This window comes from Roseicyclus marinus, assembly GCF_036322625.1.
Lineage (GTDB): Bacteria > Pseudomonadota > Alphaproteobacteria > Rhodobacterales > Rhodobacteraceae > Roseicyclus > Roseicyclus marinus_A.
In genome coordinates this window covers 912000-933616 of the sequence record NZ_AP027266.1, presented here as the reverse complement: position 1 = coordinate 933616, position 21617 = coordinate 912000, and the positions used below count along the sequence as shown (strand labels likewise).

General features: G+C 69.6%; 22 protein-coding genes and 1 riboswitch. Of the genes, 17 read left to right on the top strand and 5 right to left on the bottom strand.

Annotation, left to right across the window (positions count from 1 at the left end; genetic code table 11):
- Window positions 1-20: 20 nt before the first annotated feature.
- Window positions 21-869, top strand: a complete 849-nt coding sequence (locus AABA51_RS04490; RefSeq protein WP_338274809.1) for a methyltransferase domain-containing protein — start codon at window positions 21-23, stop codon at window positions 867-869.
- A 2-nt stretch (window positions 870-871) separates the two neighbouring features.
- On the opposite strand, the gene cobT is transcribed toward AABA51_RS04490, so the two are convergent.
- Together cobT and cobU are read right to left on the bottom strand one after the other, a co-directional pair.
- Window positions 872-1876 carry a nicotinate-nucleotide--dimethylbenzimidazole phosphoribosyltransferase gene (gene cobT / locus AABA51_RS04485; protein WP_338274808.1) on the bottom strand — a complete coding sequence of 335 codons (1005 nt, stop codon included), beginning with the start codon at window positions 1874-1876 and terminating at the stop codon, window positions 872-874.
- Window positions 1873-2388 carry a bifunctional adenosylcobinamide kinase/adenosylcobinamide-phosphate guanylyltransferase gene (cobU, locus tag AABA51_RS04480; RefSeq protein ID WP_338274806.1) on the bottom strand — a complete coding sequence of 172 codons (516 nt, stop codon included), beginning with the start codon at window positions 2386-2388 and terminating at the stop codon, window positions 1873-1875. Before cobU ends, cobT begins: the two co-directional genes overlap by 4 nt.
- A 180-nt stretch (window positions 2389-2568) precedes the next feature.
- Here cobU and AABA51_RS04475 point away from each other — a divergent pair, with 180 nt between their 5' ends.
- From AABA51_RS04475 to cobD, 3 genes are read left to right on the top strand one after another with little or no spacing between them, the layout of a single operon-like run.
- Entirely contained in the window at window positions 2569-3354 is a 786-nt protein-coding gene (locus AABA51_RS04475) for a propanediol utilization protein (protein ID WP_338274804.1), read from the top strand.
- Entirely contained in the window at window positions 3351-4298 is a 948-nt protein-coding gene (cbiB, locus tag AABA51_RS04470) for an adenosylcobinamide-phosphate synthase CbiB (RefSeq protein ID WP_338274801.1), read from the top strand. Before AABA51_RS04475 ends, cbiB begins: the two co-directional genes overlap by 4 nt.
- Window positions 4295-5281, top strand: coding sequence for a threonine-phosphate decarboxylase CobD (gene cobD, locus AABA51_RS04465; protein WP_338274799.1), 987 nt, complete (start codon window positions 4295-4297; stop codon window positions 5279-5281). Before cbiB ends, cobD begins: the two co-directional genes overlap by 4 nt.
- Here the strand turns inward: cobD and AABA51_RS04460 are convergent.
- A complete protein-coding gene (locus AABA51_RS04460) occupies window positions 5261-6709 on the bottom strand; it encodes a cobyric acid synthase (protein ID WP_338274798.1) in 1449 nt (482 codons plus the stop codon). The genes cobD and AABA51_RS04460 overlap by 21 nt on opposite strands.
- Window positions 6710-6738: 29 nt before the next feature.
- Window positions 6739-7347: a cob(I)yrinic acid a,c-diamide adenosyltransferase gene (gene cobO, locus AABA51_RS04455; RefSeq protein WP_338274796.1), complete on the bottom strand. Its 609-nt coding sequence runs from the start codon at window positions 7345-7347 to the stop codon at window positions 6739-6741.
- A 39-nt stretch (window positions 7348-7386) separates the two neighbouring features.
- Window positions 7387-7618, top strand: a riboswitch (cobalamin riboswitch).
- Between the two features lie 90 nt (window positions 7619-7708).
- Here cobO and AABA51_RS04450 point away from each other — a divergent pair.
- Genes AABA51_RS04450 through cobJ form a run of 7 tightly spaced genes read left to right on the top strand, consistent with a single transcriptional unit; the run spans window position 7709 to window position 15749 of the window.
- Window positions 7709-8104, top strand: coding sequence for a DUF1636 domain-containing protein (locus tag AABA51_RS04450; protein ID WP_338274794.1), 396 nt, complete (start codon window positions 7709-7711; stop codon window positions 8102-8104).
- 1 nt (window position 8105) lies between these two features.
- Window positions 8106-9161 carry a cobalamin biosynthesis protein CobW gene (gene cobW / locus AABA51_RS04445; RefSeq protein ID WP_338274792.1) on the top strand — a complete coding sequence of 352 codons (1056 nt, stop codon included), beginning with the start codon at window positions 8106-8108 and terminating at the stop codon, window positions 9159-9161.
- Between the two features lie 27 nt (window positions 9162-9188).
- Window positions 9189-12476, top strand: coding sequence for a cobaltochelatase subunit CobN (gene cobN / locus AABA51_RS04440; RefSeq protein WP_338274790.1), 3288 nt, complete (start codon window positions 9189-9191; stop codon window positions 12474-12476).
- The gene (gene cobG, locus AABA51_RS04435; RefSeq protein ID WP_338274788.1) at window positions 12473-13642 is read left to right on the top strand and encodes a precorrin-3B synthase; all 1170 of its coding nucleotides are present in this window, start codon (window positions 12473-12475) and stop codon (window positions 13640-13642) included. The genes cobN and cobG overlap by 4 nt, the downstream gene beginning before the upstream one ends.
- Before the next feature lie 3 nt (window positions 13643-13645).
- Window positions 13646-14275, top strand: coding sequence for a precorrin-8X methylmutase (locus AABA51_RS04430; RefSeq protein ID WP_338274785.1), 630 nt, complete (start codon window positions 13646-13648; stop codon window positions 14273-14275).
- Window positions 14272-15000, top strand: coding sequence for a precorrin-2 C(20)-methyltransferase (locus AABA51_RS04425; protein WP_338274783.1), 729 nt, complete (start codon window positions 14272-14274; stop codon window positions 14998-15000). The genes AABA51_RS04430 and AABA51_RS04425 overlap by 4 nt, the downstream gene beginning before the upstream one ends.
- Window positions 14997-15749: a precorrin-3B C(17)-methyltransferase gene (cobJ, locus tag AABA51_RS04420; RefSeq protein WP_338274781.1), complete on the top strand. Its 753-nt coding sequence runs from the start codon at window positions 14997-14999 to the stop codon at window positions 15747-15749. The genes AABA51_RS04425 and cobJ overlap by 4 nt, the downstream gene beginning before the upstream one ends.
- Here cobJ and AABA51_RS04415 read toward each other — a convergent pair.
- A complete protein-coding gene (locus AABA51_RS04415; protein WP_338274779.1) occupies window positions 15722-16477 on the bottom strand; it encodes a cobalt-precorrin-6A reductase in 756 nt (251 codons plus the stop codon). The two genes, cobJ and AABA51_RS04415, sit on opposite strands and share 28 nt — an antisense overlap.
- Here AABA51_RS04415 and cbiE point away from each other — a divergent pair.
- From cbiE to cobF, 6 genes are read left to right on the top strand one after another with little or no spacing between them, the layout of a single operon-like run.
- Entirely contained in the window at window positions 16476-17672 is a 1197-nt protein-coding gene (cbiE, locus tag AABA51_RS04410; protein WP_338274777.1) for a precorrin-6y C5,15-methyltransferase (decarboxylating) subunit CbiE, read from the top strand. The genes AABA51_RS04415 and cbiE overlap by 2 nt on opposite strands.
- Window positions 17669-18037: a cobalamin biosynthesis protein gene (locus tag AABA51_RS04405; protein ID WP_338276436.1), complete on the top strand. Its 369-nt coding sequence runs from the start codon at window positions 17669-17671 to the stop codon at window positions 18035-18037. Before cbiE ends, AABA51_RS04405 begins: the two co-directional genes overlap by 4 nt.
- A complete protein-coding gene (cobM, locus tag AABA51_RS04400) occupies window positions 18034-18828 on the top strand; it encodes a precorrin-4 C(11)-methyltransferase (protein WP_338274776.1) in 795 nt (264 codons plus the stop codon). The genes AABA51_RS04405 and cobM overlap by 4 nt, the downstream gene beginning before the upstream one ends.
- Complete coding sequence (locus AABA51_RS04395) at window positions 18821-20143, top strand: cobyrinate a,c-diamide synthase (protein ID WP_338274774.1); 1323 nt, start codon at window positions 18821-18823, stop codon at window positions 20141-20143. Before cobM ends, AABA51_RS04395 begins: the two co-directional genes overlap by 8 nt.
- Window positions 20140-20871, top strand: coding sequence for a uroporphyrinogen-III C-methyltransferase (cobA, locus tag AABA51_RS04390; RefSeq protein ID WP_338274772.1), 732 nt, complete (start codon window positions 20140-20142; stop codon window positions 20869-20871). Before AABA51_RS04395 ends, cobA begins: the two co-directional genes overlap by 4 nt.
- On the top strand, window positions 20868-21605 hold the full coding sequence (cobF, locus tag AABA51_RS04385) for a precorrin-6A synthase (deacetylating) (RefSeq protein WP_338274770.1): 738 nt from the start codon (window positions 20868-20870) through the stop codon (window positions 21603-21605). The genes cobA and cobF overlap by 4 nt, the downstream gene beginning before the upstream one ends.
- Window positions 21606-21617: the final 12 nt, after the last annotated feature.

The window sequence follows — 21617 nt, the reverse complement described above, 5'->3', positions numbered from 1 at the left end:
GCGGCGGCAATCAGGTGGGAATGATGACAGGCTCTCGGGTCGCGGAGTATTACGACGCCAACACCCGCCGCTTTCTTGCGGTAGGGGGCAGCGGCTCGGCACTTGCGATCCATCGACCGCTCTGGGCCGATGGGGTGTCAACGCCCTCACAGGCAGCCGCCCATGTCAATGACATCATCCGGATGCAGGCCGAGCGCCACCTTGGCCGCGCACCCCGCCGGGTTCTCGACCTTGGCTGCGGGGTCGGCGGAAGCCTGTTTCACCTCGCCCCCTTCTGGCCCGAGGCCAAAATGACCGGCATCACGATCAGCGCCGTCCAGCGCGCCAAGGCCGAGGCGGAGGCAACGCGCCGAAACCTGAGCGCGCGGTGCCGCTTTCTCCGGGCCGATTTCACCGAGGTGCGGGGCAGCGATGCGGATCTGGCCATGGCCATCGAATCCCACGTCCATGCGCAAAGCGCTGCCGCCTTTCTGGATGCCGCGGCATCCGCGCTGGGAACGGGCGGGGTTCTGGTGATCGTCGACGACATGCTGCGCCGGCCCGAGACGGACCTGACCATGGCCGAGCGGCGTTGGCTCGACCGGTTTCGCGCGGGCTGGCGGCTGGGGCATGTGCCCGATCTGGACGGCTTGCAGGCGGCAGCGGACTGCGCCGGGTTCGACAGGCTCGACCTCCAGGACCTGACGCCCCTGATCCGCCTCGACCGCCTGCGCGACCGGGCGCTGCATCTGGCAGGGCCCGTGGCGCACCGGGTGGGGCTGAACCATTGGCCCATCTTTGCGAACATGATCGGCGGCGATGCGCTGACCCGACTCTACAAGATGGGCACCATGGGCTACACCTGCGTCACCCTGCGCAAGCGGGGATGACCTCAGCCGATGCCGGCCTCGGCAAAGGTCGCCATGCCGTCGTGACAGGCCAAGGCCCCACGCAGAACACCAAGCGCCAGCGCCGCCCCCGTCCCTTCGCCCAGCGCCATGGACAGCGACAGGATCGGGTCCTTGCCCATGGCGGCGCAAAGCCGGGCATGGCCCGGTTCCGCGCTCAGATGCCCGACAAGGCAATGATCGAGCAGCCCCGCCCCCGCCCCGTGCAGGGGGGCAACGGCAGCGGTGCAAATATAGCCGTCCAGAATGACGGGGATACGCGCCATGCGCGCGGCCAGAACCGCGCCGCAGATCGCCGCCTGTTCGCGCCCGCCGAGCGCCGCAAGCGCCTCCAGCGGCGACAACCCCGCATGCCGCGCCAGACCGCGCGCGATCACCTCGGCCTTGCGAGCCTGACCCTCGGCATCGCTGCCCGTGCCGCGCCCGACCCAATCACCCGGCGCGCCGCCACAAACAGCCAGCGCCAGCGCCGCCGAGATGGTGGAATTGCCGATCCCCATCTCGCCCAGGATCAGCACATCGGCCTCGGGATCGACCGCCGCCGCACCACGCTTCAGGGCATCAAGGCATTCCGCCTCGGTCATCGCGGGACCTTGGGTGAAATCCTGCGTGGGCCGGTCCAGATCCAGCGGCACGACCGTCAGATCCGCGCCAGCGACCCGGCACAGCTGGTTGATGGCGGCACCGCCCGCCTCGAAATTGGCGACCATCAGCGCGGTCACCGCTTGCGGGAACGGGTTCACGCCCTGCGCGCAGATCCCGTGATTGCCCGCGAAAACCAGGGCCTGCGCGCGCGCGATCCTGGGGCGCGCGCAGGCCCGCCACCCGGCCACGAAAGCCGCCAGATCCTCCAGCCGACCGAGCGAGCCGGGCGGCTTGGTCAATTCGGCCTGCCGCGCCCGGGCCCCCTCGATCGTGGCCGGATCGGGCGAGGGCAGATCGAGCGTCAGGATATCCTCCAGCCGGGAAAGATGGGTCAGGTCGGTCATTGCGGTTTCACTTTCAAGGGTAATCCAGAGACACAGAACCAGACCTCGTCACAGGTCTGGGCGAGACGTTGGTTGGTCAGACCCGCCGCATCGCGAAAGGCGCGGGCGAGCGCGTTTTCCGGCACGATCCCCGATCCCACCTCGTTGGTGACGAAGACGACCGGCGAGGCAAGGCGCGGGACAAGATCGGCAAGCTCTGCGGCAGCACTTTCGCAATCCTGCTCGCCCAGCATCAGGTTGCTGAGCCAGAGCGTCAGGCAATCGACAAGCCGTGGCAGGCCCTGCCCGTCGCTGTCGGCAAGCGCCCCCACCAGATCGAGCGGCGCATTCACCGTCACCCATTCGGGGCCGCGCCGGGCGCGGTGGCGCGCGATGCGATCCTCCATCTCGGTGTCAAAGGCCTCTGCCGTGGCGATGTAGATCGCCTGCGCGCCCAGCCCCAGCGTCATGCGCTCGGCCAGAAGGCTCTTGCCCGACCGGGCCCCGCCCGTGATGAGGATCGACTTTGCCATGGCTTCGTGAAAAAGCAGGTTTACGCAACCTTGGAAACCCCGATCTTGGCCCCTGTCCCGACCGATCCCATCCCGATGTCCCGCCCGCCTTTGGCCACAGGTCCAGGGCCCGTGGGGCGCGGCACCATGTCCCGGCATGGCCGTGTCGGGCCGACCGCCTTGGGGCGCATTCTCTGAGCCATGGTTTTCGTTGCGGGGCATTTCGGGGAATGGATTCAGGGCCTTGTCGGGGGATCGCTGGCGCTTGTGACGCTTGACTGCCGCAGCAGGGGCGTGCGCGCGACGTGGGAAGAGGCGGCGCAACCGGCGCTCGACGATCCCGCAGGGTTGATCGGCAACACACGGGCCAAGGCGCTCTTTTCGGCATTGGGCGTCGCACCACGGGGCAAGATCACCCTCACCCCCGACCTGCCGCCGGGCGGGGGCGCGGGCATGTCGACGGCCGCGCTCGTGGCGCTGGCGCGCGCAGCCGGCGCGCAGGAGGCCGCCATCGCCGCAGCCTGTCTGGAGGTCGAAGGCGCGGTCGATCCCCTGATGCTGGCGCGGCCCGACGGCACGCTCTGGGCCCCGCGCAGCGCCAAGGCGCTTGCCGAGCTGCCGCCCCCGCCCAGAGCCGATATCCTCGGCGGGTTCTGGCGGGAGCCGCAACGGACCGATCCGGGCGATCACGATTTCCCACCCGTCGATGACCTGGTCGCGGATTGGGCCAAGGGGCCCGATCTGCCCCAAGCCGCGCGGCTCGCGAGCCTGTCAGCCGCGCGCACAACGGCGATGCGCGGCCCCGGCAATGACCCGACCGAAGCGCTTGCGGGAGATATTGGCGCGCTTGGCTGGGCGCGGGCGCATACCGGATCGGCGCGGGCGCTGATCTTTGCCCCTGGCACGATCCCCCAAGGGGCCGAAGGACGCATGCGCGCGGCGGGCTATACCCATGTCCTGCGCTTTTCGACCGGGGGGCGGCCATGAGTTTCGCCGCGATGATGGCCCTGGCGCTCCTGATCGATGCGGTCATCGGCTGGCCCGCGCGGGTCTATGCCCGGATCGGCCATCCCGTGACCTGGATCGGCGCGTTGATCGCGGCGCTCGAAACCCGCTGGAACCGGGGCGGCGTGACCGCGCGCAGGATGTCTGGCGCGGCTTGCGTGGCGGTGGCGGTCTCTGCGGCAACCCTGCCCGCGCTGGCGGCACAGGCGCTCCTGCCGGGCGGCCTCCTCGGCCTGGTTCTGGGTGCCGTGCTGGCCTGGCCGCTCATCGCGGCGCGCTCGCTTCATGACCATGTCGCCGCCGTCGCCAGACCGCTCACCTCGGGCGATCTGGAGGGGGCGCGCCATGCCGTCTCCATGATCGTCGGGCGCGATCCCACCCGCCTTGATCAAGCAGGCGTTGCGCGGGCGGGGCTTGAAAGCCTGGCCGAAAATGCCTCGGACGGGATCGTCGCCCCACTGTTCTGGGGGGCGGTTCTGGGTCTGCCCGGCATCGCCGCCTACAAGGCGATCAACACGCTCGATTCCATGATCGGCCACCGCAACACCCGCTACGAGGATTTCGGCAAGGTCGCGGCCCGGCTCGACGATCTGGTGAACCTGATCCCCGCGCGCCTGACCGGGCTGGCCTTTGCGCTGGTCTCGGCCCGACCCGGCGCGGCGCTCGGGGCGATGGCCCGCGACGCGCGCAAGCACCGCTCGCCCAATGCGGGCTGGCCCGAGGCGGCGATGGCAGGCGCGCTCCATATCCGCCTGTCCGGGCCGCGCGCCTATGGCGAGACGATCTCGCCCGAGCCATGGGTGAACGAGGCCGCCCCCGACCCGGTGCCGCAGGACATGGTGCGGGGTCTTGCGCTTTATGTCCGGGCGATGATCCTGTGCGGGGCGGGGCTGGTGCTCATGGCCCTTGCGGGAGGCTGGGGATGACCGGGCAGGCACGCGATCACGGCGGCGATCTGGACAGGGCGCGCGCCACTTATGGCGGGGAGGACTGGATCGACCTGTCGACCGGCATCAACCCCCTGCCCTATCCGATGCCCCAGATCCCGCCCCATGCGCTGAACACCCTGCCCACCGCCACGGATATGGGCGCGCTGGAACAGGCCGCAGCCAGTGCCTATGGCGCGCGGACGGGCGTCGTGGCGCTCTCGGGCGCACAGGCCGCGATCCAGCTCGTGCCCCGGCTGCGCCCCGCAGGCACCGCCGCCGTCCTCAGCCCCAGCTACAACGAACATGCCGCCTCCCTTGCCGCACAAGGCTGGCAGGTGCGCGCGGCCCACGATCTGACCCAGATGGCGGGTGCCGATCTGGCCGTGGTGGTCAACCCCAACAACCCCGATGGACGCCTCTGGCCGCCCGAGGTTCTGGCGCGGCTTGCGGGCGATGTGGGCCTCTTGGTCGTTGACGAAAGCTTTGCCGATCCCACGCCCCACCTGTCGCTCTGCCCCCAGCTGCACGATCTGGGCGAACGGGCCCTGGTCCTGCGCTCCTTCGGCAAGTTCTACGGGCTTGCCGGTCTCAGGCTCGGCTTCGCGCTTGGCGGGGCAAAGACGCTGGAGCACCTGCGCACACTTTCGGGCCCTTGGGCGGTCAGCGGACCCGCCATCGTGGCGGGCAGCGCGGCCTTGTCCGACAGCACATGGCAAACCGAAACCCGCACCCGCCTTGCCCGCGATGCCGACAGGCTCGACGCGCTCGCCGCCCGGGCCGGTTGGTCGCTTGTCGGCGGCACGAATCTGTTCCGCACCTATGATACCGGCGATGCCATGGCAGCGCGCGCGCACCTTGCCCGCGCCCGGATCTGGACGCGCGCCTTTCCCTACAGCGCGGGCTGGCTGCGTCTGGGCCTGCCGGGCGATGCTGCGGGATGGAACCGGCTGGAACAGGCGCTAGCGGGCAGCGGCCAGTAACCCGTCGACATCGAGATGGGCTTCCAGATGCGCCGCCAGCGCATCGAGCGTGGCATCGACGCCCGCGTCATAGCCATCGCTGGCCGCTTTCACCCCGAACCCCGCCAGATAGGCCGCGCGGAACCCGTCGTCGCGAAACATCCCGTGCAGGTAGCTGCCCGCGATGCGGCCATCCGCGCTGACCGCCCCCTCGGGCATACCCGCCACATGGGCAAAGGGGCGCGCCCGGTCCGGCCCATCGCTTTCCCCGATATGGATTTCATAACCATGAAACCCGGCCCCCGTGGCCGAATGCGTCGCCAAAACCTCGGTCAGGCGCTTTTTCGGGGTCATCACGGTCGCCACATCCAAAAGCCCCAGCCCCGGATCGGCCCCCGCAGGCCCCTCGATCCCCTCGGGGTCCGCGACCTCGCGGCCCAGCATCTGGTAGCCACCGCAAATCCCCAGAACCTGCCCACCGCGCCGCACATGGGCGGCAAGATCCAGATCCCAACCCTGCGCGCGCAGATAGGCCAGATCGCCCCGCGTCGATTTCGTGCCCGGCAAGATCACCAGATCGGCATCCCCCGGAATGGCCTGCCCCGCGCCCAGCATGGTCAGACGCACCCCCGGTTCCTGCGCCAAAGGGTCCAGATCGTCGAAATTCGCGATCCGGCTGAGCGTCAGGCAAACGACATGCAACCCCTCGGCCCGGCGCGGCTTGGCCAGGTCGAGCGCATCCTCGGCGGGCAGTTTCCACGCCTCGGGAAACCACGGGCAGACCCCGTAGCCGCGCCAGCCGGTGCGCTCCGCGATCAGCGCATAGCCATCGTCGAACAGCGACGGATCACCCCGGAACCGGTTGATCAGGAAGCCCGCGATCATCGCCGCATCCTCGGGCGCGATCACGGCCTGCGTGCCGATGATCTGCGCGATCACGCCGCCCCGGTCGATATCGCCCGCCAGCACCACGGGGACGTCCGCCGCGCGGGCAAACCCCATGTTGGCGATATCGCCCGCGCGCAGATTGACCTCGGCCGGGCTGCCCGCCCCTTCGACCAGAACAAGGTCATGAGCGCCCTTGAGCCGCCCGAAGCTTTCCAGCACGGCGGCCATTAGCTGCGGTTTCAACCTTTGGTAATCGCGCGCCCGCGCGGTCGTCAGCCGCTGGCCCTGCACGATCACCTGCGAGCCCACATCGGTCTCGGGCTTCAACAGCACCGGGTTCATGTCGGTATGGGGCACCAGCCCCGCCGCCCAGGCCTGCAGGGCCTGCGCGCGCCCGATCTCGCCCCCATCGCCCGTGACGGCGGCATTGTTCGACATGTTCTGCGGCTTGAAGGGCGCGACCGACAGCCCGCGCTTGCGCGCCGCCCGGCACAGGCCCGCCACCAGAAGCGACTTGCCGACATTGCTGCCGGTCCCCTGGATCATCAGCGCGCGGGTCATTCAGCGCCCCCGCAGCGGATCGCCGCGCATCAGAATTCGATGCCCTTCTGCGCCTTCACCCCATCCTTGAACGGATGCTTGGTCAGCGTCATCTCGGTCACCAGATCGGCGGCCTCGATCAGCTCGGGCTTGGCGTTGCGGCCCGTCAGGCAGACATGGGTCATGCGCGGCTTTTGCGTCAGCAGGAAATCGACCACCTCGTCGATATCGAGGTAATCGTAGCGCAGCGCGATGTTGATCTCGTCCAGAAGCACGAACTGGATCTCGGGGTCGAGAATCTGTTCCTTGGCGATGCGCCAGCCGTTCTGCGCCGCCGCGATGTCGCGCTCGCGGTCCTGCGTTTCCCAGGTGAACCCCTCGCCCGACACGAAAAAGCGGCATTCGTCCGCGAAACGCTCCCGCAGAAAGGTCTTTTCCCCCGTCTCCCAATTGCCCTTGATGAACTGGACCACGGCGCAGGGCATGCCATGCGCGATGCAGCGCATGATCATGCCGAACCCGCTCGAGGATTTGCCCTTGCCTGCACCGGTATGGACGATGATCAGACCCTTTTCCTCGGTCTTGGTCTTCATCATCTCGTCCCGCGCCGCCTTGATGCGCTTCATCTTCTGATTGTGGCGAAGGGTCACGTCATCCATCGGGAGGTCTCCTTGAAACTTGACAGTGCCGGTGCGGCCTGAGCATCTGTCCCTGCTGGTGCCTGTGCTAACAGGTGAAAAGGGAATGCGCGAGGCCCCAAGCTACGGGCCGAACCGCAGCCGCCCCCGCGACCGTGACCGGAAAGGGCGCCCCATGGCCACTGACCCAAGGATGACTGGGTCGGGAAGGCCGGGCGACCGACAGGACCCCCTCCCCGGAGGACAGCCTGAAATCCGCAAGCCGGGAGACCTGCCAGCACGACGATGAAACCCGGGCGGGGTGCCCCGGTGTCGGATCGGCGGCCCCGTGCCGCCCTTCGGCCCGTGACATGCCCAAGCCGCGAGACTGGATAAAAAGCGCATGACGCGACCCGCCGAAACGGTCGAATTGCTTGTCTGCATCAAATGCAGGCAGGGACAGGACGCCCCCGAAGACGCCGAAAGACCCGGTGCAGCGCTCTACCGCGCGCTGTCGGGCGATGCCGTTCCGGGCGTGACGATCACGCCGGTCGAATGCCTGTCCAATTGTTCGCGCGGCTGCACGATCGCGCTGCGCGGTCCGGGGCGCTGGACCTATGTCTACGGCAATCTCGACCCGGCCCAGCATCCCGAGCTGATCCGCGACAAGGCCGCGAAATACGCCGCCACCGCCGATGGCCTCGTGCCATGGCGCGAGCGCCCCGAACATTTCCGCAAGAATTGCATCGCGCGGCTTCCCCCGCTCGTCCCCCCTGCCCCCAATCTCGGAGAGATGTGACATGGCCAATCTCGAAAAACTTCCCGTCACCGTGATCACGGGCTTCCTGGGCTCGGGCAAGACGACGCTCATCAGCCAGCTGATGAAGAACCCCGGCGGCAAGCGTCTGGCCATCGTGGTGAACGAATTCGGCGATGTCGGCGTCGATGGCGAAATCCTCAAGGGCTGCGCCATTCCCGAATGCCCCGTGGAAAACATCGTCGAACTCGCCAATGGCTGCATCTGCTGCACGGTCGCCGATGATTTCATCCCCACGATCGAGGCGTTGATGGCGCTCGACCCCCGCCCCGATCACATCCTGATCGAAACCTCGGGCCTTGCGCTGCCCAAACCGCTTCTCAAAGCCTTCGACTGGCCCGCGATCCGCTCCAGGATCACCGTGGACGGTGTCATCGCGCTTGCCGATGCCGAAGCCGTGGCCGCAGGCCGTTTCGCCCCCGATGTCGCCGCCGTCGATGCCCAGCGCCTTGCCGATGACAGCATCGACCATGAAACGCCGCTCTCCGAGGTGTTCGAGGACCAGATCGCCTGCGCCGATATCGTGCTTCTGACCAAGCCCGATCTGGCCGGCCCCGAGGGCGTGGCCCGCGCCCGCGCCCTGATCGAGTCCGAGGCCCCCCGCAAACTGCCCATCATCGAAGTCGCCGAAGGCACCGTGGACCCGCGCGTGATCCTGGGTCTCGAGGCCGCCGCCGAAGATGACATGGACGCCCGCCCCAGCCATCACGATGGCCATGACGACCACGAACACGACGATTTCGACAGTATCGTGGTCGACATCCCCGAAATCACCGACCCCGCCGAGCTGGTGGCCCGGATCACCGATCTGGCCCAGCGCCAGAACATCCTGCGGGTCAAGGGCTATGCCGCCGTCGCGGGCAAGCCGATGCGGCTTCTGGTGCAGGCCGTGGGCGCGCGCGTCCGTCACCAATACGACCGCCCCTGGACCGAGGCCGAGGGGCGGCGCGGTCGACTCGTGGTCATCGCGGAACATGACGATATCGACGCGGCCGCGATCCGGGGTATCCTGATCCCCGAGGCCAAGGCCGCCGAATAGGGCCACGGAGCAACCCGGACCGCCCCCATGCATGTCATCTTCCGCGAGAGCCACGGGCTCGAAGAAACCGAGACACCGACCGATCTGGGGCAATCGCCCGCCGATCTGGTCGTGCTGTCGCTCTCGGACAGCGATCTGGGGGCTTTCGCGGCAGGCTGGCATCGCGGCGGCGGGCCCGAGGGGCGGCTGCCCTCGCTCCGGCTCGCCAATATCGTGGCGCTGAAACATCCCCTGTCGGTCGATACTTACGTCGAACAGACATTGGCGGGGGCCAAGGGCATCCTGATCCGGCTTATCGGGGGCGTGCCCTATTGGCCCTATGGCCTGCAACAGATCGAGGCGCTGGCCCGTGACAAGGGGATAGCCCTGGCCGTCCTGCCCGCGGACGGGCGGCCCGATCCGCGCCTTGACGCGATCTCGACCGTCCCCGCCTCCACGCTGCGCCGCCTGAGCCAGCTTTGCGACACCGGGGGCGCCGTCGCGGCACAGGCCGCGCTGGCCCAGATGGCGCTCGCCGCCGGCCTTTACGCAGGCCCCGTGCCGGGGGCCAAGACGCTGCCCTTTGTCGGCGCATGGACGCCCGAGGATGGCGTGACCTGCCCCGCGCCCGCGATCTTTGCGGGTGACGCGCCGCTCGTCACCGTCGTCTTCTACCGCTCCTTCCTTGTTGCCGCCGACCTTGCCCCGATCGAGGCGCTTTTTGCCGCCCTGCGCGCACGGGGGTTCCGGGCGCTGGGTCTCTTTGCCCCCTCGCTCAAGGCACCGGGCGCGCGCGAATGGCTGGAACGGCAAGTGCGCGCCCTGGCCCCCGTGGCCATCGTCAACGCGACCTCCTTCTCCGGGCGGGGCGATGCCGGGCGCTCCCCGCTCGACGCCGCCGATGTTCCCGTGTTCCAGGTGGGGCTCTCGACCGCGACCCGCGACGCTTGGGACAGGTCCGACCGGGGCCTCTCTCCTGCCGATCTCGCCATGCATGTCGTCCTGCCCGAGGTTGACGGGCGGCTCTTCGCAGGGGTCGCCTCCTTCAAGGAACCGGGCGCGCGCGATCCCGACCTGCAATTTTCCCGCTTCGCCCATGCACCCGAACCGGCCCGGATCGACGCCATCGCGGACAAGGTGGCGGCCTGGCACAGCCTCTCGACCACAGCGCCTGCCCAGCGCCGCCTTGCGCTGGTCCTGTCGACCTATCCGGGGCGGGCGTGGAACATGGCCCATGCCGTGGGCCTTGACGCGCTCGCCTCGGCCGAGGCGATGCTCGACGACCTCGCCCAAGCAGGCCACAGCATCACCCCCGGCCCTGCCCTGCACGCGGCGCTGGAACGGGACCGCATCACATGGCCGATGGCGGCCTATCGCGTGGCCCTTGCCCGCCTGCCGCAATCCCTCCGCGACGATCTGCACGACGCCTGGGGTGCCCCCGAGGATGACCCCGACGCCACGCCGGATGGCTTCACCTTTGCCGCCACGATGCGCGGTCAGGCCCTTGTCGCCCTGCAACCCGAACGCGGCACGCCTGCGGCCCGCGACGCCGAATACCACGATCTCGCGCGCGTCCCCCGCCATGCCTATGTCGCCTTCTACCTCTGGCTCCGCGACCGGGCCGATGCGCTGATCCATGTCGGCGCGCATGGCACGCTGGAATGGCTCCCCGGCAAATCCGTGGCCCTCTCGGATGACTGCTGGCCCGAGGCGCTGATCGGCCCGCTGCCGGTCATCTACCCGTTCATCGTCAACGATCCGGGCGAGGCCGCGCAGGCCAAGCGCCGCATCGGGGCCGTGACGCTTGGCCATGTGCCGCCACCGCTCAAACCTTCCGGCACCCCCGGCAGGCTCGCCCGGCTCGAGGCGCTGCTCGACGAGTTTTCCAATGCCGACGGGCTCGACCCGCGCCGCCGCGACCGGCTCATGACCGATATCCGCGACGAGGCGCGCAGCCTGGGCGTCGAGGGGGATCTCGGCATCGACCCCACCGCCTGCCCGTCCGAGGCGATCACCCGCATCGACCGCTTCGTCTGCGACGTGAAGGAAAGCCAGTTCGGCGATGGCCTGCACATCTGGGGCCGCGCGCAAAAGGGTCAGGCAGCTTTCGACAGCGCCGCCGCCGCCATGGGCGAGGCAAGCGCGCTGCTCGACGCGCTGGCCGGACGACGGATCGAGGCGGGGCCCTCCGGCTCGCCCTACCGGGGGCGCAGCGATGTCCTGCCCACCGGCCGCAACCTCTACACCACCGATCCGCGCAGCGTGCCCACGCGCGCGGCCTTCCGGCAGGGCGTTGCCTTGGCCGACGAGCTGATCCGCCGCCACCTGCAGGATCAGGGCGATTGGCCGCGCGGCATCCTCGTCGATCTCTGGGGCTCGGCCACGATGCGCACGGCGGGCGAGGACTTCGCCATGGCGCTGGCGCTTCTGGGGGTCAGGCCCGTCTGGGACCAGGGCTCCGAACGCGTCTCGGGGATCGAGGTCGTGCCCATCGCCGAGCTGGACCGCCCCCGCATCGACGTGACCCTGCGCGTCTCGGGCCTCTTCCGCGATGTCTTCCCCACCCTCTCGGCGCTGTTCCAGCAGGCGATCCGCATCCTGTCCCAGCGCGACGAAGCACCCGACTGGAACCCCTATGCCGGGCAGGAGGGCGCGCGCGTCTACGGCCCCGCCCCGGGCAGTTTCGGCCTCGGCATGGGCCAGCATCTTGGCGATTACTCCGACGAGGGTCGCATGGCGGCGGGCGAGGCGTGGCTTGCCGCCTCCGCCTGGGCGCTCGACGGCGACAAGCAGACCCGCGACATGGACGGGCTCAAGGCCCGCGTCGCGCAGGCCGACACTTTCGTCCATCTTCAGGACCTGCCCGAAACCGACCTCCTGCTGGCCGAGGATTACGCCACCCACGAGGCGGGCTTTGCCGCCGCCCAATCCATCGCGGGCGGCGCGGCGCAGCTCTATCACGTCGACAACACCGACCCCGCCCGCCCCCGCGCCCGCCCCCTGACCGAGGAAATCGCCCGCGTCGTCCAGGCCCGCGCCGCCAACCCCGGCTGGATCGCGGGCATGCAGCGGCACGGCTATCGCGGGGCCGCCGAAATCGCCTCCACGCTCGAAAACATGGCCGCCTTCGCCCATCTCGCGGGGGTCGTCGGCCCCCATCTCTTCGACCAGTTCTGGGAGGCGACGCTGGGCGATCCCGCCGTCACCGCGTTTCTGGAACAGGCCAACCCCGAGGCGCTGGCCGCCATGCGCGCCCGCTTCGCCGAACTCCATGCCGCAGGCCTCTGGCAATCGCGGCGCAATTCGATCCTCGCCGAATTGGGGGCCGGGGCATGACCTCTCCCGAAATCCGTGGCTGGTGCCCCGGCGCGCATCGGCCCATGGCGTCGGGCGACGGGCTTGTGGTGCGGGTGCGCGCGCCCTTGGCCGAACTGACGCCGGATCAGGCGCTGGGACTGGCCGAGGCGGCGGAGCGTTTCGGCAACGGCCTCATCGACCTGACGAACCGCGCCAACCTGCAATTGCGCGGCGTGACGCAAGACACCCACGCCCCCCTGCTCGACGCCCTGTCGCAGCTTGGCCTTCTCGATGCCGATCCGGGGGTTGAGGGGCGGCGCAACATCGTGATCGACCCGTTCCGGGGTGGCGCGGATGATCGCCAGACCGACATCGCCACCCATCTGGCCAAGGGCCTTGCCGCGCCCGATCTGGCCCCGCTCCCCTCCAAGTTCGGCTTCGTGATCGACACCGGCCCGAACCGCCGCCTGGCCACGACCATCGGCGACATCAGGATCGAGGCCTCGGGCGACAGCCTGATCCTGCGCGCCGATGGCAGCACCACGGGCCGCGCTGCCGCAACCGCGCGGGACGCCGCGCAAATGGCCCTCGACCTTGCGCGGTGGTTCATCGCCTCGGGCGGGGTGGGCACAGACGGGCGCGGGCGCATGGCCCGCCACCTTGGCGCGGGCCACAGATTGCCCGATGACTTCATGGGCGATCTGGCCCCGAACGCACCCCTTCCCTCCCCCGATCCCGGCCCCTACCCGGGCGGTCTGTTGGTTGCGGCAGGCTTCGGCCAACTCTCCCCCGACGACCTGCGCGCCCTTGCTTCGGCGGCCCCCGGCCCGCTCCGCATCACGCCGTGGCGCATGATCTTTCTGCCCGGCCTCGACACGGCCTCCGCCTTCGCCGGTCACGAAACCCTCATCACCGATCCCGCCGATCCGCTCCTGCGCATCCATGCCTGCACCGGCGCGCCCGCCTGCCCTCAGGCCAGCGTCGAAACCCGCCAGCTTGCCCGCGATCTGGCCAAACACCTCGCCCCCGCTGCCAGGCTCCATGTCTCGGGCTGCGCCAAGGGTTGCGCCCATCCCGCCGCCTCCGACCTGACGCTCATCGGCCGCGCGGGCCTGTTTGACCTTGTCACCCATGGCACCCCGTGGGATGACCCCGACCGCCACGGGCTTTCGCCCGCCGACTTGCCCGACCTGATGACCGGATAAACGATGCCATACACTTACGAAACGGACGGCGCGGCGATATATGCCGAAAGCTTCGCGACCATCCGGGCCGAGGCCGATCTGGCCCGCTTCGCCCCTGACGAGGAACAGGTCACGGTCCGCATGATCCATGCCGCGGGCATGGTCGGGCTCGAGGCGCATGTGCGCTTTTCCCCCGGCATGGTCGCCACCGCCCGCGCAGCGCTCGAGGGGGGCGCGCCCATCTTCTGCGACGCGCGCATGGTGTCCGAGGGCGTGACCCGCAAACGCCTGCCCGCAGGCAATGACGTGATCTGCACCCTCCATGACCCGCAGGTCGCAGATCTGGCCGCAAGGCTTGGCACCACGCGCTCGGCCGCCGCGCTCGAACTCTGGCGGCCCCGGCTGGGCGGCGCGCTTGTCGCCATCGGCAATGCGCCGACCGCGCTCTTCCACCTCCTCGAAATGCTGGAAGATCCCGACTGCCCCCGCCCCGCCGCCATCATCGGCTGTCCCGTGGGCTTCGTCGGCGCGATGGAATCGAAACAGGCGCTCTGGGAGGCACAAGCCGCGCCCTGCGTCATCGTCGAGGGGCGTCTGGGCGGCAGCGCGATCACGGTCGCGGCCATCAACGCCATCGCGAGCCGCGCCGAATGAGCGCGGGCACGATCTACGGCGTGGGCCTCGGCCCCGGCGATCCCGAGCTGATGAGCGTGCGCGCCGACCGTCTGGTCCGCAACGCCACCCATATCGCCTATTTCCGCAAGGCCGGACGCCCCGGCCGATCCCGCACCATCGTCGAGGGGATGTTGCGCCCCGACGTGGTCGAGATCGCGATGGAATATCCCGTCACGACCGAAATCCCGCTCGACGATCCCGCCTATGCCGAAAGCCTCGCAGGCTTTTACGAGGAGGTCGCCGAGGACATTCGCAAAACCGCACGAACCGGCGCCGATATCGTCGTTCTGTGCGAGGGCGATCCCTTCTTTTACGGATCGTTCATGCATCTCTACACGCGGGTAAGGGATCATTTACCGGTTCAGGTCGTCCCCGCCATCACCGGCATGTCGGCCTCCTGGACCGCGACGGGCATCCCGATCACCTGGGGCGACGATGTCCTGAGCGTGCTTCTGGGCACCATGTCCGAGGAGGATCTGACCCGCCACATGATTGCCGCCGATGCCATCGTGGTGATGAAAGTGGGCCGCAACCTGCCCAAGGTGCGCCGCGCGCTGGAACAGGCCGGAAAGGCCGACCGCGCCTGGCTCGTCGAATGCGCCAGCATGGCCGAGGAACGCGCCCTGCCGCTTGCCGAAGCGGGCGAGCGCGCCTCCCCCTATTTCTCCATAATCCTCGTCCATGGACAGGGGCGGCGGCCATGACGGGCTCGGTCGTCATCGCGGGCCTTGGCCCCGGCGATCCGTCGCTCGTCACGCCCGAAGTGACCGAAGCCCTGGACCAAGCCACGGATATCCTTGGCTATATCCCTTACGTCCGCCGCATCGCCCCGCGCGCGGGCCTCACGCTGCACGAAACCGACAACCGGCAGGAACTGGACCGCGCCCGCCATGCGCTGGAACTGGCCACGGCGGGCCACCGCGTCGTCGTGGTCAGCTCGGGCGATCCCGGCGTTTTCGCCATGGCCTCCGCCGTCTTCGAGGCGGTCGAGGCAGGCCCCACCCCTTGGCGCGATCTCGACATCCGCGTCCTGCCCGGCATCACCGCCATGCTGGCCGCCTCCGCCCGGATCGGCGCGCCGATGGGGCATGATTTCTGTGCCATCAACCTCAGCGACAATCTCAAGCCCTGGGCGCTGATCGAAAAGCGCCTGCGCCTGGCCGTCGAGGCCGATTTCGCCATCGCGCTCTACAACCCCCGCTCCAAATCCCGGCCCGAGGGCTTTGTCCGCGCGCTCGACCTCTTGCGCCAATGCTGCGAGCCCGAGCGCCTGATCATCTTCGCCCGCGCCGTCACCACGCCCGACGAAGCCTTTCGGGTCGTGCCTTTGGCCGATGCCACGCCGGACATGGCCGACATGCAGACCGTCGTTCTCATCGGCTCTTCGGCCACGCGCCTCATCGCGCGTCCGGGCAGACCCTTCGTCTATACCCCAAGGTCCGTGCCAGAGTGAGCGATCCAGTCGAACACCGCCTGCGTGTCATGCACTTCGCGCCGCGCCGGGGGCTCGGGCCGGTCGATCATGATCACCGGCAGGCCCAGCGCGCGCGCCGCCGCGATCTTGGCATGGGCCCCGGTGCCGCCCGCATTCTTGGACACCACGATCTCGATCCCGTGACGCGCCATCAGCGCCCGGTCGGCCTCGGCGTCAAATGGCCCGCGATCCACGATCACCTCGGCCCGGGGAAAGGGCAGCGGTCCTTTGGGCGGATCGACCAGCCGCAACAGGTAGTGATGCTGCGGATTGGGCGCGAACTCCTCCAGATGCATCCGCCCCACGGCCAGCATCACGCGTGCCGCCGGACGGTCAAGCGCTGCGACCGCCCCCGCGATATCGGGCACATGGATCCAGTCGTCGCCGGGTGCCTGCACCCAGGCCGGTCGGGTCAGCGCGACCAGCGGCACGCCCGCCTCGGTGCAGGCCGCGACCGCATTGCGGCTCATCTGCACGGCAAAGGGATGGGTCGCGTCGATCACATGGGTGATACCCGCCTCCCGCAGATAGGCGACGAGCCCCGCCACCCCGCCAAAGCCCCCCACCCGTTGCGGCAGCGGCTGGCGCAAGGGGCGCTCCACCCGGCCCGCAAAGGACACGATGCCGCTCAAGCCCCGCTCGGCGGCGGCCCGGGCAAAGCCCGTCGCCTCGGTCGTGCCCGCAAGGATCAGGAGGGTGCATGTCATGTCTGAAGCTCCGTGGCTGACCATCATCGGTCTGGGCGAAGATGGCCCGGAGGGCCTGTCCCCTGCAAGCCGTGCGGCGCTCGAAAGGGCCCAGATCGTGATGGGCCCGCCGCGCCATCTGGGCCTTCTGCCCGATCTGGCGGCAAAGCGCGTGGACTGGCCCGTCCCCTTTGCCGATGGCCTGCCGCTTCTGGAAAGCTTTCGGGGCCGCCCGACCGTGGCGCTTGTCTCGGGCGATCCCTTCTGGTTCGGTGCCGGGTCGGTCATCGCCACCCGGCTTGCCCCCGGTGAATGGCACGCCCTGCCCGCCCCCTCGACCTTTTCGCGCGCCGCCGCCCGCCTTGGCTGGCCGCTTGAAACCACGCTCTGCCTCGGGCTTCATGCCGCGCCCCTTGCCCGGCTCCGCCCCCATCTCGCCCCCGGCCAACGCGCCATCGTGCTTTTGCGCGACGGGCCGGCGGTGGGCGCGCTGGCCGGCTACCTTGCTGCTGAAGGCTTCGGCGATAGCCAGCTGACGGTGCTCGAGGCGCTTGGCGGCCCGCGCGAGCGGATCACCCGCGACACGGCCCAAACCCTCGGCGGCAGCTTCGCCCATCCGGTCGCCGTGGCGATCGAGGTTGCGGGCAACGGCCCATCCCTTCCCCGTGCCTCGGGCATCGCGGACAGCTTCTTCGACACGGATGGCCAGATCACCAAGCGGCCCATCCGCGCGCTGGCGCTCTCGGCGCTGGCCCCCCTGCCCGGTCAGACGCTCTGGGATATCGGCGGCGGGTCGGGCTCCATCGGGATCGAATGGTGCCTGTCCCACCCAAGCCTTTCGGCGATCAGCATCGAACCCCGCCCCGACCGCGCCGCCCGCATCCGCGCCAATGCCGACCGCTACGGGCTCGACCGCCTGCAGGTGGTCGAGGGTGCGGCCCCTGCGGCCCTGGCCGACCTGCCACCCTCTGATGCCGTCTTCATCGGCGGCGGCCTGTCGGGGGCGCTGATGCAGGATCTGACCACCCGCCTTGCCCCCGGCACGCGTCTGGTGGCCCATGCCGTGACGCTGGAAAGCGAAGCGCTCCTGACCGCATGGAGCGCCCAACTCGGCGGCGATCTCCTGCGCATCGACCTGGCCGAGGCAGCACCCCTGGGCCCCAAACGCGGCTGGTCGCCTGCGCGGCCCATCGTGCAATGGCGGGTCGTGCTGTGATCGTGGCGGGCTTCGGCTTTCGCGGGGCGGCGACACCGGCCAGCCTGCGCGATGCGCTCGACCGCACCGGGCGCTCGCAGCAGGTGGCGCTCATCGCCACCGCGACCGACAAGGCCGCGACCCCGACCTTCCGGTCCCTTGCGCGCGAGCTGAACCTGCCCGCCCATGGTGTTGACAGCGCCCTCCTCGCGGCCCAACAGACCCGGACCCGTTCGGCGGCATCGCTTGCCGCGCGCGGCACAGACAGCATGGCCGAGGCCGCGGCGCTGGCCGCCGCCGGACCGGGCGCGCGGCTGATCGTGGCGCGTCAGGTCTCGACGGACGGGATGGCCACCTGCGCGCTGGCGGAAAGGAACGACACATGACCGTGCATTTCATCGGGGCCGGACCCGGTGCCGCCGATCTTCTCACCCTGCGGGGGCGCGACCTGATCGCCGCCTGCCCCGTCTGCCTTTACGCAGGCTCCCTCGTGCCCGAGGCGGTTTTGTCCCATTGCCCGCCCGGCGCGCGGATCGTGAACACCGCGCCGCTCGACCTCGACGCGATCATGGCCGAAATCGCCACAGCCCATGCGCAAGGCCAGGACGTGGCGCGCCTCCATTCCGGCGACCTGTCGGTCTGGTCGGCGATGGGCGAACAGACCCGCCGCCTGCGCGCCATGGGCATTCCCTACACGGTCACGCCGGGGGTGCCCTCCTTCGCGGCGGCAGCCGCCACGCTCGGGGCCGAATTGACCCTGCCGGGCGTGGCGCAATCCGTCATCCTGACCCGCACACCGGGCCGCGCCTCCTCCATGCCCGAGGGTGAGACACTGGCAGCCTTCGGCGCGACCGGCGCGACGCTGGCCATCCACCTGTCGATCCAGAACCTTGGCCGGGTCGTGGCCGACCTGATCCCGCATTACGGCGTGGATTGCCCGGTCGCGGTCGTCTGGCGCGCCAGCTGGCCCGATGAACGCATCCTGCGCGCCACGCTCTCGACCATCGAAGCCGCCCTCCCCCAAGGCATCGAACGCACCGCGCTGATCATGGTGGGCCGCGCCCTTGGCGAGAGCGATTTCAGCGAAAGCCGCCTTTACGCCGCCGATTACGACCGCCGCTACCGCCCGCAAAGCGCCGACAGCCCCTGGGCCGAATGGAGCCCTTCGGATGACTGAGGGCATTATCCCCCCCGGCCTCATCGTCTCGGCCCCCGCATCGGGCACAGGCAAGACGACCGTGATGCTGGGCCTTCTTCGGGCGCTGGCCGAGGATGGCTTGACCGTGCAGCCCTTCAAATCCGGCCCCGATTACATCGACCCGGCCTTTCACCGCGCGGCCAGCGGGCGGGCCTCCTTCAACCTCGACACATGGGCGATGGACGGAGCGCTGTTCAACGCCATCTCGGCCCAGGCCCAGGGGGCAGACATCTGCGTCGGCGAAGGGTCCATGGGCCTTTTCGACGGGGTCGCCACGCGGGGGCGGTCGGGGTTCGGCTCCAGCGCGGAAACCGCCAGGGCGATGGGCTGGCCCGTCATCCTGGTCCTCGACGTGGGCGGACAGGCGCAATCTGCGGCCGCAACCGCCCTTGGCTTTGCACGATACGACCCCGACCTCAGCATCGCGGGCGTGATCCTGAACCGGGTCGCGAGCCCCCGGCACGAACGTCTGACCCGTCTGGGCATGGACCGCGCGGGCCTGCCCGTTCTGGGCGCCCTGCCGCGCCGGGGCGATCTGGCCCTGCCCGAGCGGCACCTCGGCCTCATCCAGGCGGTCGAACACCCCGATCTGGACCGTGCCATCGCGGGCTACGCGGCTTTCCTGCGCGAGCATGTCGATCTGGCCGCGATCAGGGGCGCAGCCCTTGGCGCACAGCCCGCCGCCGCAGGCACCCTGCCGCGCCCCCCCGCCCAGCGCATCGCCCTGGCGCAGGATGCGGCCTTTTCCTTCACCTATCCCCATCTTCTCGAAGGCTGGCGCGCGGCCGGCGCGGAAATCCTGCCCTTCTCGCCCTTGGCGGACGAGGCACCCGATCCAACCGCCGATCTGGTCTGGCTTCCCGGCGGCTACCCGGAACTGCATGCAGGTCGGCTTGCCGCCGCCACGCATTTCCTGTCCGGTCTGCGCCACCATGCCCAAACCCGTCCCGTCCATGGCGAATGCGGGGGCTACATGGCCCTTGGCGCGGCGCTCATCGACAAGCACGGCCAAAGCCACGCCATGGCGGGGCTTCTGGGTCTCGTGACCTCCTATGAAAAGCGCAAGTTCCACCTTGGCTACCGCCGTGCCGTCCTGTCGCGCGCCATGCCGGGCCATGCAGCGGGCAGCGCGCTGCGGGGGCACGAATTCCACTATTCGACGATCCTCGAACAACCCGATGCGCCGCTCGCCCATGTCACCGACGCCGATGGCAACCCGGTCCCCGAAACCGGCTCGCACCGGGGCCATGTGACCGGCACCTTCTTTCACCTGATCGCGGAGGATGCCGCATGACAGGTTTCGTCAGCTTCATCGGCTCGGGTCCCGGCGATCCGGAGCTTCTGACGCTCAAGGCCGTCGACCGGATCAAGCGCGCCGATGCGATCCTCTATGACGATCTCTCGGCCGGTCCGATCCTCAGCTTTGCCCGCGCCGGGGCCGATCTGGTGGGCGTGGGCAAACGCGCCGGTCGCCCCTCGCCCAAACAAGATCACGTCAGCCGCCTTCTGGTGGATTACGCCCTGGCGGGCGGTCGCATCGTGCGGCTGAAATCGGGCGATGGCGGGCTTTTCGGTCGGCTCGAGGAAGAACTGGTCGCGCTCCGCGCCCATGGCATCGGGTTCGAGATCGTTCCGGGCATCGCCTCCCCCTTCGCCGCCGCCGCCGCCGCGGGCATCCCGCTCACCCGCCGCCTGACCGCGCGGCGCGTCCAGTTCGTGACCGGGCACGACGCAAGCGGGCAGCTTCCGCCGGACCTCAACCTCGACGCGCTGGCCGATCCCTTGGCCTGCACCGTCATCTTCATGGGCAAGCGCACCTTTCCGGCGCTGGCCGAGATGCTCATCGCGCGCGGCCTGCCCCCCGACACCCCCGCCATGCTGGCCGAATCCGTCGGCACCCCCGAGGCCCGGACCCGCCGCACGACCGTCGCAGCCCTTGCCGCCGACCTCGCCCACGGGATCGGCCCCAAGCCTGCGCTGATCTTCTACGGATCGCTTGCCCAAGCGGAGGGCTTGGTGTGACCGAGCTTTGGTTGATCGGCATCGGCACGGGCAATCCCGAACATGTCACCCTGGAGGCCCGCCGCGCGCTGCGGGACGCGGCCCTTGTCATGGTCCCGCGCAAGGGCCCCGACAAATCCGACCTTGCCGATCTGCGCCACCTGATCCTTGCCGCCTGCGACAGCCCCGCGCCGGTCGTCGAATTCGACATGCCCGTCCGCGACGACAGCCTGCCCTATGCGACGCGGGTCGCGCGCTGGCATGACGAGATCGCGCAGATCTGGGCCGCAGCGCTCGAAAAGGCGCAGCCCCAAGGCCCTGTGGCGCTTCTGGTCTGGGGCGATCCGGGTCTTTACGATTCCACCCTGCGCATCGCCGCGCGGCTCTCGCCAAAACCTGGCCTGCGCGTTATCCCCGGCATCACCGCGCTGCAGGCGCTCACCTCGGCCCATGCCATCCCGTTCAACACCGTGAACGGCGCGGTCACAATCACCACCGGCCGCCGCCTGCGCGACCACGGGCTTCCGCCGGGGGCCGATACGGTCGTGGTCATGCTCGACGGTGAATGCAGCTTTCGCCACCTCGACGCCCCGGACCTGCGGATCTGGTGGGGGGCCTATCTGGGGATGAAGAACCAGATCCTCGCCTCGGGCCCCCTGTCCGAAGCCACCCCCCGCATCCTCGAGATGCGGGCCCGGGCGCGCGCCGAACACGGCTGGATCATGGACACCTATCTCTTGCGGCGCGGCGACTGACCGGGACAGGCG